This is a genomic window from Lewinella cohaerens DSM 23179 (assembly GCF_000379805.1).
GTDB lineage: Bacteria > Bacteroidota > Bacteroidia > Chitinophagales > Saprospiraceae > Lewinella > Lewinella cohaerens.
Genome location: NZ_KB903532.1, coordinates 200,741 through 218,363 on the forward strand (window position 1 = coordinate 200,741; position 17,623 = coordinate 218,363).

10 protein-coding genes are annotated in these 17,623 nt (G+C 46.1%); 6 read left to right on the forward strand and 4 right to left on the reverse strand.

Annotation, left to right across the window (positions count from 1 at the left end):
- Nucleotides 1–274: 274 nt before the first annotated feature.
- The 3 genes from A3EU_RS0102990 to A3EU_RS0103000 all read left to right on the forward strand — a co-directional run bounded on the left by A3EU_RS0102990 (nt 275) and on the right by A3EU_RS0103000 (nt 4,522).
- The gene (locus A3EU_RS0102990) at nt 275–1,261 is read left to right on the forward strand and encodes a hypothetical protein (protein WP_020534636.1); all 987 of its coding nucleotides are present in this window, start codon (nt 275–277) and stop codon (nt 1,259–1,261) included.
- Between the two features lie 1,263 nt (nt 1,262–2,524).
- Nucleotides 2,525–3,247, forward strand: a complete 723-nt coding sequence (locus A3EU_RS29210; protein ID WP_020534637.1) for a beta/gamma crystallin-related protein — start codon at nt 2,525–2,527, stop codon at nt 3,245–3,247.
- Between the two features lie 162 nt (nt 3,248–3,409).
- Nucleotides 3,410–4,522 (forward strand): tRNA-queuosine alpha-mannosyltransferase domain-containing protein, encoded by a 1,113-nt coding sequence (locus tag A3EU_RS0103000; RefSeq protein ID WP_020534638.1) that lies wholly within the window; start codon nt 3,410–3,412, stop codon nt 4,520–4,522.
- 157 nt (nt 4,523–4,679) lie between these two features.
- Here the strand turns inward: A3EU_RS0103000 and A3EU_RS0103005 are convergent, their stop codons facing one another.
- Nucleotides 4,680–7,097, reverse strand: coding sequence for a DUF3536 domain-containing protein (locus A3EU_RS0103005; RefSeq protein ID WP_020534639.1), 2,418 nt, complete (start codon nt 7,095–7,097; stop codon nt 4,680–4,682).
- A 330-nt stretch (nt 7,098–7,427) separates the two neighbouring features.
- Here A3EU_RS0103005 and A3EU_RS0103015 point away from each other — a divergent pair, with 330 nt between their 5' ends.
- The 3 genes from A3EU_RS0103015 to mltG all read left to right on the forward strand — a co-directional run bounded on the left by A3EU_RS0103015 (nt 7,428) and on the right by mltG (nt 11,642).
- Nucleotides 7,428–8,861: a TolC family protein gene (locus A3EU_RS0103015; RefSeq protein ID WP_020534640.1), complete on the forward strand. Its 1,434-nt coding sequence runs from the start codon at nt 7,428–7,430 to the stop codon at nt 8,859–8,861.
- Between the two features lie 32 nt (nt 8,862–8,893).
- Nucleotides 8,894–10,267 carry an HlyD family secretion protein gene (locus A3EU_RS0103020; protein WP_020534641.1) on the forward strand — a complete coding sequence of 458 codons (1,374 nt, stop codon included), beginning with the start codon at nt 8,894–8,896 and terminating at the stop codon, nt 10,265–10,267.
- A gap of 331 nt (nt 10,268–10,598) precedes the next feature.
- Nucleotides 10,599–11,642, forward strand: a complete 1,044-nt coding sequence (gene mltG / locus A3EU_RS0103025) for an endolytic transglycosylase MltG (protein WP_020534642.1) — start codon at nt 10,599–10,601, stop codon at nt 11,640–11,642.
- Nucleotides 11,643–11,897: 255 nt separating this feature from the next.
- Here the strand turns inward: mltG and A3EU_RS0103030 are convergent, their stop codons facing one another.
- From A3EU_RS0103030 to A3EU_RS0103040, 3 genes are all read right to left on the reverse strand, one after another.
- Complete coding sequence (locus tag A3EU_RS0103030; RefSeq protein WP_020534643.1) at nt 11,898–14,240, reverse strand: DUF6311 domain-containing protein; 2,343 nt, start codon at nt 14,238–14,240, stop codon at nt 11,898–11,900.
- Nucleotides 14,241–14,347: 107 nt separating this feature from the next.
- Entirely contained in the window at nt 14,348–16,378 is a 2,031-nt protein-coding gene (locus tag A3EU_RS0103035) for a BatA domain-containing protein (protein ID WP_020534644.1), read from the reverse strand.
- A gap of 134 nt (nt 16,379–16,512) precedes the next feature.
- On the reverse strand, nt 16,513–17,613 hold the full coding sequence (locus tag A3EU_RS0103040) for an alanine racemase (RefSeq protein ID WP_020534645.1): 1,101 nt from the start codon (nt 17,611–17,613) through the stop codon (nt 16,513–16,515).
- Nucleotides 17,614–17,623: the final 10 nt, after the last annotated feature.

Consider the following 17,623-nt stretch of genomic DNA (forward strand, 5'->3'; position numbering starts at 1 on the left):
AGGATATATCTAGTAAAACCCTTTGCGTCTCTGCGACTTAGAAAAAGTCAAAGTGAGAACTCTGCTGGCAAAGAACATTCTTTTATGCCCCTCAAGTCACCTTGTCGGTATTATCCTCGGGGGTATCTTAATAAACTTATTCTTAGGTGCTCTTGGTGGTTCAAAAAAGTTGCTCCACTTTTTTTCAAAAAAAATAAAAAAGCATGAGTACACTTTTTTACCCCGCTGCCTTATAGGGTTGAAAAGCATAATTTCAACCAAAAAACAAAAGAAAATGCAAATTCAGAAAAAATGGTTTTTCCCTTTATTACTTCTCTTACCTTCCATGTTCTTCTTTACAGCTTGTGAAGAAAGCACGACCCAGGACGACGAAGAGTTCACTACCGAAGAAGTTACCATCCAGGCCCTAACCATCATGGAAGAGTCTGGCGAGATGGGGTGTGGCGCTTGCTTTAGTCTCGTTTACCCTGTAACGGTGCTATTCCCTGATGAGACAGAGGTTACCGTTGCTAGTCGTGAAGAAATCCGGGAAGCTATTGTAGCCTACTTCGAGGCAAATCCACCACAGAACAATCGTCCATTCCGTCCATTGCGTGGTTTCCGCCCTGAACTACTATTCCCTTATGATGTACAACTGGAAGATGGCTCGATCCTTACCATTGAGTCACGTGAAGACTTGGTCATTATCCTGGAAAACTGTGGCTTTGATCCCACCCGCCCCAATCGCCCTCGTGGCGGTAGCCATGGCCAGTTTGGTGGCTTAAACCACTGTTTCAATATTGTATTTCCGTTAACAGTAGCGTTCCCAGACGGAACCGACCTCACTGTTGCTGACCGCCAGGAACTCGCAGCTGCTATCCGCGAATGGCGCATCAACAACCCTGATGCAGAAGAACGCCCAAGCTTGGCTTACCCTTATGATGTAGAATTGCAGGATGGCACCATCCTTACGATCAGTAGCGACGAAGACCGTACCGACTTGCGTGAAACCTGTGGCGGCTCCGTTGGCGATGGCCACGGCGAACCTTGCTTCACTGTCAACTTCCCTGTATCCGTAGGCTTCCCTGACGGTAGCTCAGTAGAAGTCAACAGCCGAGAGGAAGCCCTCACCGCCATCATGGAATGGGCAGAAGCCAACCCCGATGCTACTGAGCGCCCTGGTATCATCTACCCCATCACAGTTACCTTCACCGAAGATGGCACTACGCTGGAAGTAAACTCTCGCATGGAATTGCGCGAACTGCGCCGTGATTGTCGATAAAAGTAGAGATATGTAGCGTTGACACCGCCACGTTAGATAGAGCATAGAGGGATGATGAAAACATACTCCTTGCCTTAATCCGCGATACTTACCCCAAGGATAGCTCTTCCGCAACGAAGACAAATTCTTGGGGTATTTTTTTGTCTAAACAAAGGAACCGGACAGCGAACTTAATCGCTGCCCGGCCCGGAATAATAGCAACTATCTACTTATCTCCAATTGCCCTTCTGAAGATAATAAAACACCCTTGCGGGTCGGACTTTTCAGCCCGGACTGATCGACACGCCTCTAATCATAGGGGATAAGCGTTCGACCGGCCCGAAATGTTTGGCATTCCGTTAACAAATTGGATTGCATGCCGCCATTGGTATGCGAGTGTAATCAGATTTCCTTCTCAAATTCTTTTCTAGTGCTCCCCCGGCCTTTCCTAAGATCAGCCGGGGAGTGCCCTAATGAACAGTGTGTGTTTCCTCAAGTGCTATAAAAAGCAACTCAAAAGGTTAAAGCAGATCAGCTCATCCACTGACCTGGTTTTAGGTGTATACTTTGGGATCAAATGCCCAACTCAAAAAAACATCATAAAATCAAAAAATGGTGTTAATGGGGTTTCGTTCCCTATCCTTGTGCGACTCCTTAAAGTTGGGACGGCAATGCGAGCATTACCGCCCACCAAACTAAGTGAATCTTAAGGACAGATTAAATCTTTCTAGTGGGCTACCCCGTAAGTTTCGTTATACTAAGTCGAAGGTTTTTCGTGCTTGGGCAAGGAGCTAAAACCGGAGTGTAGCCATAGCTACATGAGGATTTCAGGGACGAAGCACAAGTGCAAAAAAGCAAGACTTGGGTGTAACAGAATTTACGGGGTGGCCTGCTAAGGTTTCAAATAAAAGCGGCATTCTTTTATGCTGCCCGTATTGTTTAGGTTGTTTCCTTCTGAATACGCTACAAATGTAGGGGCTAGTATAGCGCAAGGGAAACCAGATTTCGATTTTTCTTCGATATCCTAAAAGACAAAACAAGCCACAAACAACTGATTATCAAATAATAAAATCAGCATAAATTCTTTTTTCTAATAAATACTTTTTATTCAAAAAAAACTTCTTTTTAAGTTCTTCTTAACGCATCAACAGGTTTTTAAGGTTTCCTTACCACTTATTAAACTGTAGTTAAACCAACAATCAGCATAGGGTGGATCAAGTATTCTACCGCATCTTTAAGAATAACAACGGATGCTTACTTTCCTCCATCACAATACTACCGTTTATGAAAATGCAAATCCTATTTCGTATTACCCTATTAAGTTTACTGTTCTCCTCTTTTCTTGGCGCAGTAAACTATGGCCCACCTATTATCGCCTATCATCGTTCAGATTTTCAGGGTGAACGAATCAACATCCACGCTGACTGGTCCGTAAACAATCCTTACGACCATTGGAACGATGCTATCAACTCCATTATAGTACCCCGCGGCTACGAAGCTCACTTGTTCGAACATGGTGGTTTTAGAGGAGGATACTTGGTCATCCGAGGCCGATGGTCCAGTCGTCAAGATCGGTATTGGTACAATCGTATTTCATCCATTCGGTTAGTCCCTATTGCTCACGATCATAGAAAGCGGATTCCTGAAGATCCCAACGTCAAGTACCCCTATGACCCTCTTCCTTCTGATCACACAGGACATATCTGTGGTCCCAGCTGTAGTAGAACATGTGAATATCTCCCGCCTCCAACCATCACTGTATTCGAGCACCACAGCTATCGTGGCGCTTCTTTTACCATCACCGGCGAGTGGTCTGCCGCATATCCTGATGACTTCTGGAATGACCGCATCAGTTCTATCCACATCCCCCGTGGCTATGCCGTTATCCTCTACGAGGATGCTTACTATCAGGGACGCTCCGTTGTGCTTGAACACAATTGGAGTCCATATAATAGTCGAGATTTTTGGAATGACCGCATCAGTTCTATTCGGGTAGTCCGCCGTTAGCGGGTTGTCATTTACTTGGCAGCCGCGCGAGCTGACGCCGCGCCGGGTCGTCCGTCGCCCTGGCGTGGCTCCTACCACCCCTGGCTGTGCTCGCTCCGCTGCGCCGTGCTCCCCTATTCGGTCCGCAACTTGGTTAAAATAAAAATCCCGTATTTTGTCCACATGATCATCCACCTCTTTGCCCCCTTCTTCAGTGGTAGCCACCAACGGTGGGCCGAGGGGTATGCACGCCACAGTCAGCATACCATCCGCTTGTTTACGCTACCAGGCCGGCACTGGAAATGGAGAATGCATGGCGCTGCAGTACAGCTGGCACAGGATTTTCTAGCACAATCAGAGCAGCCTGACTTATTGCTAACGACAGATATGCTCGATACCGCTACCTTTTTATCCTTGACGCGCAGTAGAACGGCCAAGCTACCCGTAGCGGTTTATTTTCACGAAAACCAGCTTACCTACCCTTGGTCCCCCACAGACGAAGACGTTCACCAACAAAGGGATCGCCACTACGGTTGGCTCAATTATACCTCAGCCCTGGCCGCTGACGCCTTATTGTTCAATTCGCACTACCATCAGCAAAGTTTCCTGGCTGCGCTACCAGAATATCTTAATGCCTTCCCTGATTACAAGGGCCTTGATACCGTGAAAAGAATAGCAAACAAGTCGCAGGTGCTCTACCTCGGAATGGACCTTCTGCGTTCCAAAGAGATTATACCTCAAGACCGTAAATCGCCTCCCCTCTTATTGTGGAATCACCGCTGGGAGTACGATAAAAACCCCGATGCTTTTTTCCGGGTCTGCGAACAGTTAAAACGTGAAGGGCACTCTTTTAAGCTCGTAATCCTAGGGGAGCAATTTGCTAAAGCTCCAGCCATTTTTTCGAAGGCTCGAGAGGCCTTTAACAAAGAAATTATCCACTGGGGCTTTGCCAAAGACAAGCAGGAATACATTGGCTGGCTACAAAAATCTACGATTCTACCCGTCACCAGCAACCAGGATTTCTTTGGCGGAAGCATTGTTGAAGCCATGTACCATGGTGTCTATCCACTACTCCCTAATCGTCTCGCTTATCCAGAGCATATTCCTAAAGAATTCCATACGACGCATCTGTACGAAACGGAGGAAGACCTACTGATAAAACTGCGCCAACTTCTTCTCCTTCCCACTCATTCTAGCCAACACGACAGCTTCCGCAGTTGGGTAGCCCACTACGATTGGCAGCAGCTGGCGCCAGTTTACGATCAAAAAATGGAAAGTGTATTAAATCAAGGCTAAGGGATTTTTGAACCACCAAAGGCTTTTTCACGAAAGTCATTTACTTCTTTTAGCACATAAGCTATGGCCTCCTCAACGCAGTAAGTAGCAGGTCATAGCTTATAGAGAATGTCAAGAAAGGACGAAATACAACAAATATTTCGGAGACTACAACAGGCTACCCCTCAAGATTTGCAACCGTCAAGAACTCACCCAATCGACGGAGCTGTCGTTGCCAATCGGAATCATTAGCGATCTCCAGGCTTTTCGTCATCACCTCTTGGCGGGCGTAAAACAAATCTTGGCTACGCCATAAATTCACGCTTAGTTTGAGTGCGTTGATCTGTTCATGGATTTTCACTAATGCTCGTAGTTGATCATAGTATTTCAATTCCGGGCGGAGGGCTTTCTGTTCCTGATAAAGGCGCTTGGCGGCTAGAAGACTCACTTCTGGCACGTGTACTACAGCCACATCCCATTTATTGAATTCCTCTACCAGGTGACGGAGTTTTCTACGATCTAATTGCTCTTGCTGGAAGAACGCCTCTAGGTCCTCATTCAAAACGTATTTTATGGCTGCTTTATAGGCTCCCGGAAGCGGGATGTCGCTATTTAGCATGCTGGTCATTAACTGGTAATTGCTATTGTAAATATCCCTAAAATCCAGCTCTATTGCTTTCAGGCTACTATCTGTAATTTCTTTGAGCACCTTCCGCTTCTCATCACGGAACAGGTGCCAAATGCTAAACTTCTCTGAACCAATGAAATTTTGCATTACGGCAATCACCTTGCCTAAATCTGGTGTCCGAAAAGCCTCTTTAGCCTCCACTTCCATCTGGTCAAAATCCTTCCTCGACATCTGGGTACTCAGGTTACCAATAATGTTTTGTTTCCCCAAGTGTAAAGCTGCAAAGCTGAAGTGCTTCCGGGATCGCGTAATCCGAGAACGGATGCTTACCCTGCCGATCACCAAGCTCTGTTCTCCAGCAACCAGTTTTTCTAATACTTCGCTTTCCGTCGTATAATTAAACAGGGTCATTTTTTCCGGAAACTGAGCAAAAATAGAAGCCGTTGCAAAGTGCATACCCACACGTTCTAAATCTACCCGAGAAGGCTCCACAAACTTTTGGTAGCTGACTGCTCCATTTTCATAAACGTTGCTGGGGGCTTCCGCCAAACGCGCGACAAATTCATCATGCAGATCGAGTCCTCCTACCTGTTTTGCATAGTAGATTGCACGATTGGCATACTGCAAAATCTGGTTGGTTTCCAGGCCGCTTATCTCATCAAAAAACCACCCGCAGCTCGTGTACATCAAGATCGCCTGACGCTGCATTTCAAGTAAACGCCGCAATTGGATTTCTTCTTCGTCTGATAAGACACGAGTAGTATGCTTATTCAAAAAGTTTTTCCAGGCCTTTCCATCACGGTCCATAATGACATCAATGTAGTCATTCCGTGCGCTCCAAGGGTCTGCCAAAAGCTTACCAGCTTCTTTTTCATAAACAGGGATAAGTAAATCCCGTAGCCAGTCAAGTGTATCGCGCAAAGGTCCTCGCCAAGCTTGTGTCCACCCTTGTCGGCCCCCACTATTACAACCGCAATTACTGCGCCAGCGCTCAACACCGTGGACGCAACTCCAGGAGGAATTATCGTAAATCTCTGCCTCCCAACAAGGTGGGTCAGTCGCTAAAAAAGCGCCATAATTGGTGAGTGTTACCGACTTGTGCTCTTCTAGATAACGCAAGCAGTCTGCCAGCGCCATCTCTCCTTTTTTGTGATGGTGCCCGTAGCTTTCTCCATCTGTGGCGATGTGAGCCAATTGCACTTCATCACTTCCGTCAAGGGTTCCTATGATGCGTTCCGCAAAACGAGGCCCACTATTAAGCAAGCCTTCAAAAGCTACCCCCTGCGACACATGCCCATCATAAAAGAAAACGGTCATGCTCCGGCCACTTTTCAATATTACCTTGTAAGGGCGGCGTGGATCTACAGTTGCATGATCAAGATTTATCCATTTATCCCCATCTTTCGCGCGGACCATTTTGGCCTGGCGAGGAGCAAGAATNGTGAATTTAACATCAAAATCCGCCAATACTTCAAGAGTATCCAGATCAACTGCCGTCTCTGCCAGCCATATACCTTCTGATTTGCGGCCAAATCGTTTTTCAAAATCGCGTAGTCCCCACGCCACTTGCGTATGCTTATCACGCTCATTGGCCAAAGGCATTATCAAATGACTATAAACCTGTGCAATTGCCGATCCGTGACCATTAAAAAATTCTTCTGACTGCCGATCTGCTGCTAGAATGGCTTCGTAAGTTTCAGGATCTGCCTCTTCCATCCAAGAAAGCAAGGTTGGCCCAATATTGAAACTGATCCGGGCATAGTTATTAACGATCTTATTGATATATCCTTTATCGTCAATGATCCGGGCTCGGGCATTAGGTGCGTAGCATTCAAAATTTATCCGCTCGTTCCAATCATGATAAGGAGCGGCACTATCTTGGGTCTCCAACACTTCCAACCAAGCGTTTTCGCGGGGAGGTTGGTAAAAATGACCGTGAATACAAGCGTATTTTTTAGATTTGTTCATCACTGAATATAATTGAACACAAAGTTTACTTTAGTACAATCCTTAGCCAATTAAGACGCAAAATGAGTTACCCAAATGCTCTTTGTAGAGGGGCTTTCATTCCCCATAACTCCCAAGGAAGGTAGAAACAGGGACCAAAATAAGGCACTAGTCTGGTTTTCATCCAAGATAAAGTGATTTTCATAGAATTTTTTACCCCGACTATTACGGCTTGTAGTATGTTTAGGTGCATTTTGTAGCAACAGTATATTTTACTCGGAATATTCTTTTATCCCGGGGTGCTTGCCCTTAGCTATTGCTTTGGGGAGCAGCTGCGAAAAACCTTGTCTTATGACCCGACTTATTATCTTACTTTCACTGTGTTGCGCTGTACAGCTAATGAATGCACAGGAAACATGGAGTTTAGAAACCTGCGTAAAATACGCTTGGGAAAACAACCTTACTGTTCAGCAGGCCCAACTCAACACTAGGAATGCGGAACTGACCATGAAGCAGAGCCAATTTAATCGCTTGCCTTCCGTGAATGGTTCTGCTAGTGCTGGTTATCAATTTGGTCGTACCATTGACCCGACGACCAACACCTTTAATAATACCAGAATTGGATTTAACAGTTATGGTATTAATGCTGGTGTCATCCTTTTTGACGGTAACCGAATTAACAGCGAAGTTCAGCAGTCACGTTACGATTTGCAAGCCACAAAACTGGACAATGAGAATACTCGGCAAACTGTTGCGTTGAATACTGCTACCTTCTACCTCAATATATTATTGAGTGAAGAGCAACTTGCTAATGCCCAGACTCAGCTTTCTTTGGCGAATCAGCAATTAGCGCGTACTGCCAGGCTGGTTGAGGTCGGTCAGTTGGCGCCAAACGCCCGCCTTGATCTGGAAGCTCAGGTAGCCCGCAATGAACAATTAATTATAGAAGCACAGAACGCCGTTGATATTGGCTACTTAAGTCTAAAGCAATTGCTACAGCTTGACCCTTCTAAAGATTTTGTTTTAGAAAAACCCGATGCCAATGTTGAAGACCAAGCCTTAATAAAAACCTTTACCCTCGATGAGGTTTATCGCGCGGCCTTACAAAGCCAGCCTGGTGTTGCAGCAGCCCAAGCTCGTCTGGAAAGCAGTAAGGCAGGTGAAAAAGTAGCACAATCCGGCAACTTACCTACCCTTAGTCTTTTTGGCAATCTCAACACCAACTATTCCAGCCTAGCTCGTGATTTCAACAATCCCAATACAGACAACGCGGTTCAGGTGCCCAACGACCCTATTCCTGTAGAAATCGACGGAAATACCATTGATGTCGTCTTTTTCAGTACCGAGGGAGTAACTTTCCCTAACCTCAGCTACGGAGATCAGCTAAACGAAAACTTTGGCCAGTCGGCAGGGTTAAGTCTAAGCGTACCTATTTACAACAACCATCGCAATAGTATCAATCGGGAACGTGCACGCCTCAATGTCATTAGTGCAGAATTGACGGCACGCCAGACGACTGATCAACTTAAGACAGATGTACAATCCGCGATCACCCAATTCCGAGCTTCACGTAATGCCTACTTAGCGGCTCAGCGTTCTCAAAACGCAGCAGAAGCTGCTTACAACGATGCCCAACGGCGCTTTGATGTTGGCGCTATCAATACCTTCGAATTCAATAATGCTGTCGATAATTTCGACGTTGCTCGCCGGGAATTGACACGAGCCAAATACCAACTCCTCTTTAATTTGAAAGTTGTAGAGTTTTATATGGGGCAACCTTTATAAAACTTGTCGAAACAAAACTTAAAAAACTATCCATGTCCACTCCTCCTAAGAAGAATCGCCGCTGGCTTTATATAGGCCTACTGGTTGCTGCTATTATTGCCGTCAGTGCCTTAACGTTTGCTAATCGTGAACCAGAAGGTACCAAAGTATTTACAGAAGAAGCCACTACCCGAACCATTCAGGAAACGGTTTCAGCCAGTGGTAAGATCTTCCCTCAAACAGAAGTCAAGATCAGTTCTGATGTATCCGGAGAAATCGTAGAACTTCTCGTTGAAGAAGGTGATTCGGTTACTGCGGGCCAGCTATTGGCAAAAATTGACCCCGACACTTACCAGTCACAGGTACAGCGTGGCGTAGCTACGGTAAACAGCGCCAAGGCTAGTCAGGCAAATTCTCGTTCTCAAATTGAGGCGTCTAAAGCCCAGGTTGCACAGATCGAGGCTCAGCTTCAAAATGCACGTGAGATCCACACCCGTAACGAAGGTTTATACAAAGAAGGAGTGGTTTCAGAAGCAGATTTTCAGGCTTCGTTATCCAACTTACGGTCACTAGAGGCCAATTTGGCGTCTGCTAAAGCCAATCAGCGTTCTTCGGAAGAAGCTGCAACTGCTGCCGGGTTTAATGTAAAAAGCTCTGAGGCAACACTGGAGGAATTACGTACCAGCTTACGCAGAACAACCATCTACGCTCCTGTTGATGGTGTAGTTTCGATGCTAAACGTTGAACAAGGAGAACGCGTAGTAGGTACCATTCAAATGACGGGTACAGAAATGATGCGTATCGCCAACCTGGACGCTATGGAAGTAAGGGTGGAGGTGAGTGAAAATGATATTCCCCGCGTAAGCGTCGGCAATACCGTTGATGTAGAAGTTGATGCCTATGTAGATCGTAAATTTAAAGGTACGGTTTATCAGGTGGCAAGCTCCTCAACGACGGCCGCTCTCGCTGAAAACAACCTCACCAGCGATCAGGTTACTAATTTTGAAGTTCGTATCCGTATCGATCCTTCTTCTTATGCTGATTTGATCTCTCCTACAAAGCCTTACCCTTTCCGCCCCGGCATGTCTGCTTCTGTGGATATTTACACCCGGCGTGACGAGGGCGTAATTACAGTTCCAATCCAAGCCGTAACTACTCGAGAAAGAGAAGATGAGGACAAAACTGATGATCCTTCACAAGACGATCTTCTGGAAGTCGTCTTTTTAATCGAGGGGGATTCCGTACAGATGGTAGAGGTTAAGACCGGTTTACAGGATGACGAGTTTATTCAGATCAAAAAGGGCCTGACTGCCGGTGTACAGGTGGTTACCGGTCCTTATGCAGCTGTCGCCAGAGAACTGAAACAAGGAACAACCATTAACTTGGTGACCGAGGAAGAATACTATGAGAGTGGTAATGAAAAGTAATAACGGTATTAGGTACTGAGTATAAGGTATAGGGATTTAGATGAACTCAGATTCCATTACCTATTATACTAGTTAAACGTAGCTTGGGCTTCAGCCCGAGCGTGGATATTACGCTCGGGCTGAAGCCCAAGCTACGCTTAGTACGGACATTTAATCTAGTATATACTATTCCGACTGAAGTGTTTGGAGCATTTCCAAAAAACCTCCATCCCCGCAAGAAAAAAGCAGCTTTGATCGTTTACGGTTGAAGCTGCTTTTTTAGGAATATAACTCAATGGCCTCCAAACTTTCAGGATTTTATTAACCTTTGGGGTCCAAAAAAGGATGCAAAATGAAATTCGGCCGTATACTTATCGTTTTTTTCTTGTTGGCAGCCCTCGCTGCCGGGGGATTCGCCTATTGGTTAAACAAGGCTTTACACACAGCTGTAACGCATGAAAACGCAACAGAATATATCGCCATTGAGCAAGGTTCCGCTTCCAGTCGTATCATAAGTGTATTGGAGGGATATGGCGTAATACAAGAAGCTACCGCTACCAAAATTTATCTACGATTCTTTAAGCCAGACGCTAAGTTGGAAGCTGGTGATTACTTATTCCCCTCTCCGATTAGCCCATTGGAGGTACTCGATCTACTAAAAGACGGAAAAAAACGTACAAAAACGCTTACGATCCCTGAAGGTTGGACCCGCTTTGAGATTGCAAAGCGCGTAGCCGCTCAGTTTCCGGTAGAACCACCTGTAAGCGAAAAGGACGTCTTTGCCATGATGGACGATGTTAGCCTCATTAAAGAAATTGACCCTAAGGCAAAAAACATGGAAGGCTATCTTTACCCTACAACCTACCAATTTGAACTAGGTACCCACCCCAAGGCCGTCATTACCAAAATGGTCCAACAGTTTAAAACCATTTGGCAACCAGAATGGGATGGGTTGGCTCAAAGCATAGGAAGAACCAAGCGAGAAATTATCATCATTGCAAGCCTTATTGAAAACGAATCGAAAGTAGATACTGAACGACCACTGGTAGCTTCCGTTATTTACAATCGTCTGGAACAGGGTATCCCGCTGGGCATTGACGCTACCAATGTTTATATCGCCAAACTACTCGGCCGCTGGGATGGTATCATTCACAAAAGTGATGTAGAAGTAGACCACCCCTATAATACACGCAAAGTATACGGCTTGCCCCCTGGGCCTATCAGCTCGGCCAGCAAATCTGCTTTTGAAGCGGCGCTCAAACCAGCACAGACCGACTATCTTTTTTATGTACTCAATGTAGATGCCAATGATGGCTCTCACCACTTCTACTCCACCGCAGCTGGTTTTGCACAAGGGAAGGCCGCGTATCAGCGATGGTTGGCGGGGCAGCGGTAAGGGGGGAATTTGAACCACATAAGGCATATAAGGCATATAAGGGCACATAAGGATTTAGATGCCACGGCGGTTACAATGACGTAGGTGCAACCTACGACGAACATGGGGAAGAATTTGAACCATATAAGTTCACATAAGAACATATAAGAACATATAAGAACCTCTTTTAAAACTACTTAAATGACCTTATATTCCTTATATGGTTCAATAATCTGTAAAATTTGCTATTCCGGCTTGTGCTTCTCAGATGGTCGGCTACTCTAGCAGCGATTTAGGATACCAGCGATTATTGTACCACCATCCACCTGCAGACTGTCGTCCCACATTTGCGGCTGTAGGCCTAATCAGGAGCTCGTCAATACGTAAGGGGCCGGTCTTTTTATCCTTGTTGGTAATAATCAATTCGACCCTGCTGTTGACTTGCTGGCGGGGTAGGGAAAACTCGATCAGCCCCCAGCCTTGATCATCCATCACTTGAATATTCTGTCTGCTGATTCGCTCTTGTTTAAAAAGTTCGGCACCGGTTTGGGCATCGTACTCTGTCCAGGTAATTGTTGTCCGCGCAGAGCGATCACTATTGAGGTACTGCCAGAAAGAGATGGTCAGATCGCCTGTATAGTCCGTCACCCACGTGGTGTCTAGCAGGCGGTTCCAGTAACCCATTTCGCCAGCAAATTCTGCGGCTCCAAAATAGGATCCATCAGCTGGTGTATTCTTAAAATCATCGTAATACCATTGTGCGAGGGAGTCATTGCTTTGCCAGTCATTGTCATAAATAGGCATGGTATCCAACGCAGCTTTTACCTCCTGGATTTTATTTTCGATACGCTTTGCAAAACTCTCTAATGGCAATTCATAGAGGTGTAGCCAATCGTTAGCATAAAGCAAGGTCGTTTCCTGGTTCAAGTGTAAAAACTTCTCGCCGTGCTCGTGAACACGCACATTGTCCCAGAAGAGCAAGAGTGGTTTATCATTGGGCAGATCTTCAAAAATTTTCGGTATCCGATAAGGTTCTGTTACCAGTTGCAGCTGATTCAGCGTTTGACTAAGTGATGTTCTCGTCAGCATAGCCGAAGTAAGCGGCAAACCAGTCTGCATACTCAGCGTATGCGGTTTTTGGCTGATCCAGCCCGTTGGTTCCCACCAAAAGTTTCCTGAACCAATATTAAAGTACGGAATGGGTACACAGGCTTGGTAGCGTTCATAGTCTATCGGGCGGTCTGTGAAGTACTCGCCTTCTTCCCAGTTTTCTACCTCATCTAACTCAATCGGCTTGGCCCAATTGTAATGATAACTTTCAAATAATAGGATACCCAGTGGCAAGAGCAGCAGAGTCCATTTCACACTTGATTTTCGGGCTGCTTGTGACCACTGGTAGAGGTAATAAAACGTGCAAATATTGGCTGCATAAAAGAAAATCCAGGCAAAGCGGCCAATCGACCTAAACTGCTGGATCGGTCCGGTATATTTGAGTAGTTTTTCCCCGTAAGGGAAAATAAACGGTATCCCACTGGCAAAAACGAGAATAAGAATACCGCTGATCAGCAAATATTTCAGAAAATACTCATGGGAAACAGTGGTGGCTAATGGCCAAGTACGAAGTTTCTGCTTTAGGCTTTTGATGATAAAGAAGAGCAGAAAGAAGGCCGCCACTAAACCTATATACGCCTTCGCCTCCATATCCGGCACATTGACGTGGGTAAGGTGCCGGTCAATAAATTGCCAATGCGGCTGCGACATATCTGTGAATACGCCTGTGAGCCTGCTCCGATAATGAAAAAAGCCCCAAGGCACCGGGTTACGATCTGTTATTGGGTCGGGATAGAGCATCCATCCATAGAAAAACATCAGCGGCCAACCCAGCATCAATAGTCCGTGCCCCAGATAAGCAGGCGTTGCTTTCCAATCGCGCTGTAACAACCAGCGTACCCCTACCCACCCGACGATCGCAAAGGTGAGGATAGCGAAATAATAAAAGTGGATGAGCGAGTAGGCCAGAACGACCACTCCCAAACCCAAGCTCCATTTCCAATCCTGTTTTTCGTGCCAGCGCAGTAAAAAGTAAAAGACCATCGGTAGTAATTCCGGATGCGCCAAACCATAATGAGAAACCATCCGATCTACTTGAGGCGCCAGAAAGGTAATACCTATCGCCAGGAGTAAACTGTACCAAGGCGGCAACTTAAGTCGAACAAAGAGCAGGTACAAGAAGAGGGCGCAAAGTACCAAGCCCAGTATTAAAAAACTATGGAGTAGGCCGCGCTCGTAAGGGATCAAGTTGATACCCATCCCAGCTAATACTTTTATGCCGTTGGAAAAAAATGGCTGACAAGCCCCTGGCACGACGTGCTCGCCATAGGGGTAGTTCATTCCATTGTAATGGGAAAGGGTAGAATCGTGTTCAATGTGAAAAAAGATGGCATGATAGGCCTTGTAGCCATCGCCCCAAGGCTCAATAAAGCGCTGATTCGTTTGAGTGGAGAAAAAGTCAGGGAAACGCCACCACAAGAGCAGTAGCGTAAGCATTAACACCAGAAACAAGTAGGTTTTACGTTGCATAGGAACAGCACGAAAATAAAATGCGATTCTGTTTTTCATAATAGTTAAATAAACGATTCATTTCAAGTGTTTTAACTATTTGAAAAACCTAAAGAGAATCGCATTTTGTTTTCTGCGCAATACGTAGTGTAGTAATTACTTCCTTATCAGACTTTCCAAAATCTTAGTACCAGGACTTCAAGCGCCAGCCAAATAAGGGCCAATATCAAGCACCAACGCCAAAGGACAATCCCTTGGCTGCGTTCTTCGATTTCGGTCGCGATAGCATTGTCATCGGCTGTATTAATGAGGTCTACCCGGTCGCCCACCTGAGCTTGCAGGTCATCAGCGTTGTAGTAATCCAGGGCTGATTCCTGGCGGCTATAATTGAACGCAAAGTGATCAAGCGGATTCTCTTCGTTCAGAAACAACTCGTAAAAACCAGCCTCTGAGAGTTGCTCGTCAATGCCTAAAAAGACTTTAGCGCCTACAATTCTTTGCTCCGGTATAAACTCTTCTCCACTGCCTCGGAGTTTATACACCAACTCTCCAGCATTTACCTGATGGATAGTCTCTACAACTTCATCTTCACCGATGGTGTAGGCCAGTGGTCGAGCTGTACCCGCTGAGATGGCCATCTTGTAGAGCATGGGCACAAAGATTTCGGCATTCTGTACCAAATCATTGGCACCTTCGTCGATGGGGCTTGCCAGTAGATAGAGGTGGCCTAACCCTGAGCGATACTTCGCCAAATAGGTAGATCCATCACGGTAGCTCATCAATGCTTCCTCTTGGCGGCCTCCGTAGCTGGTAAGCGGGAAGTTGCCCTGGGTAGTAGGCAGGCGTAAACTCGCTGAACGATTCTCGAAGACATCATTGAAGATAAACTCTTCGGTATTGATCGTACCCACTGTGCGAGGCGTTTCATCAAATTCGCGGAGTTCATTGGCCGGAAAAGGCGTCAGGAAGCTTCGGTAGCTGCCCAAGTCGGCATTACGTGCCGGGACAACTAATAGATTCCCTCCTTGTTGGGCGTAAGCCTGTAGCTCATTGGACAAGCCGCTGGAGATGCTTGGTAGGCCTTCCATGATAATCATCTGGTAGGTACTCAAGCTGCTGTAGTCAATCGCCTGACTAGAACGAAAATCGGCTGCAAAAATGCCGAGACCTTCCAGTGCTGCTCGTAAAAAACGATTATTTGTACCCGGCGCGAGTACAAGTACTTTGATCTTTTCTGCTACCCGAAAGCTAAGGTGATACTGGTCATCAAACTGCACTGGGTAATCCGTAATGCTCAGCGTTACATCTTGCCAACCAGGCTGATTTACATTAATATTTACAGAATCTACGAGGGTACTACGTGCCGGAATACTAAGTACCCCTTCTGGTTTTTCCTGGCCATTGTAGCGCACACTAAGCCGGACATTATCCAAGTCTTCGTCGCTGTAATTTTTGATTCTTACCAGGAGTCGGTTGTTTTGGTTTAACAATGGCACAGGTGCTTCAAACCACGCTGAGTCCAAACCGACATTACGCTCCTGTACGGTCTGTAGTGGCACCAAGGTCAGGTCTACAGTACTGTCCTGCCAATCTTCCAGGTCGGTTATATTTCTTTGAAAATCAGAGATCAGGTAGATGGCCTGGTTGTCGGCCTGTCCGGTATTTAACGCTTGCTGCTGGCGCGCTGTTACCGTCGATAAATTACGTACAGCAGGGCCAATGGTAATTTCATCAATGAGTGCCAAGGCTTCTTCCTGCCCTACCAATCGTTGGTTGCGGCCCGCAAAATCGTTGCTCAGAATCTGGAAACGGTCCTCTACATTAAAAGCTCTCACCACATCACGGGCCCGTTGCTTTGCTTTCTCCAACAGCGGCACATCCTGGCTGAGCGCACTCATACTAAAGGAATTATCAACAAATACACTTACCGACTTGGCCCCTGTTTTAACCTCTTGGTTTTGCGGAATAAAAGGTTGTGCAAAGGCAAACACCAAAAAGGCCAAGGCCAATAGGCGCAGTGCCAGCACCAGCAAATTGCGCAAACGCGATCGCATACTGGTCTCTTCCTTTACTTCTTTGAGGAACTTAACATTCGTGAAAAGTACCCGCTTAAAGCGTCGAAAATAGAACAGGTGGATAATGATGGGAATCGCTAAAGCCAGTAGCGCCCATAAAAATGTCGGGTATATAAATTGCATAAAATTTGCTTTGGGGTCTTCTGGTGCTGTTCGTCAATATTTATCTAAACGCAACAATGATACTCACTGTTTCCAGAAAGCTAGCAAAGGTAAGAAAAGTACAGAGTAAAGCAGCCAGGCATTCGGTCTGTTTATTAGAGTCGTTTTATCCATTGCCCCTCCAGGGTCAAGTACTGCTTCATCGCATTGGCCGCCATACACGAATGTACAGACAACACCAAAACAATATCGCCAATCTGGTACTGTTCAATTTCAGCAGAAGGACCTTTAACAATGCCGTGTTCCTGCGAAAGGCTGCGCAGGTACATCCCTTCAATGAGACCGCCCCAGCCTTTTTCCGTTGATCGAACTATTCTTCCAAATACGGTTCCTTCTGGTTCTCCGTCTATTCGATCTTTTGAGAGGTGTACCCCACCGCCATAGACCACCAACTCGTTGCGCTCCGGATGTCGAGCGACTACAGGGCAAGCCATTGCTACAGCTATCTGATCTGTAGTATTGGAGCCAATTCGAGCCTGCGTGAGGTCGTAAAAAACAAAGTTGCCTGGGCGAATTTCATCAATACCGGCAAAATCTTCGGCAACACTACAACTGGGCGTATCTCCCAAGGAGATAACTAATTCAGGAAACCTAGACAGATAATTTTCTTTCAAAACAATCATCGTCGCACAACTCTGCGAATGAATCGCTAAAATCGCGGCTTCTGACCGGCAGCTGTAGGTATGCCCTGCATGGGCTAAAAATCCTTTGAACCTGAGGTTTCCCGCAGAAGCAAAAGTCAACAATTCCTCCATTCGCTGATGGGCCTGGGGAGGAAGACCTGTCCGTCCGTAGCCAACATCTATCTTGATAAAATAGCCCACTGATGCGGTTAAATGCTCGTTCAGGAAAGACAAACTCTCGGCATGCTCGACTAAAATATTCAATTTAATCTTTTTGGCAAGGCTATTGATTCGATCTATTTCCAAGATATTAACGGGAAAGGCTACTGTCACATCATCCCATTCTGAGGCAAAGTATTCCGCCATCTGTAACGAAGAGACCGTGATTGCTGTGACGCCAACTTCTTTGAACCATTGCCCAATCGCCAAAGACTGGTGCGTCTTAAAATGGGGCCGAAAGAACGTGCCGGATCGGGCGGCTTTATCGCTCATTTCTTGGATATTAGCCCGACAGCGGTCAGCATCCAGTAAGAGCGTGGGTACGGCAATCTTGTCTAATAGTGGTGATTTCATCTTGCTGTCA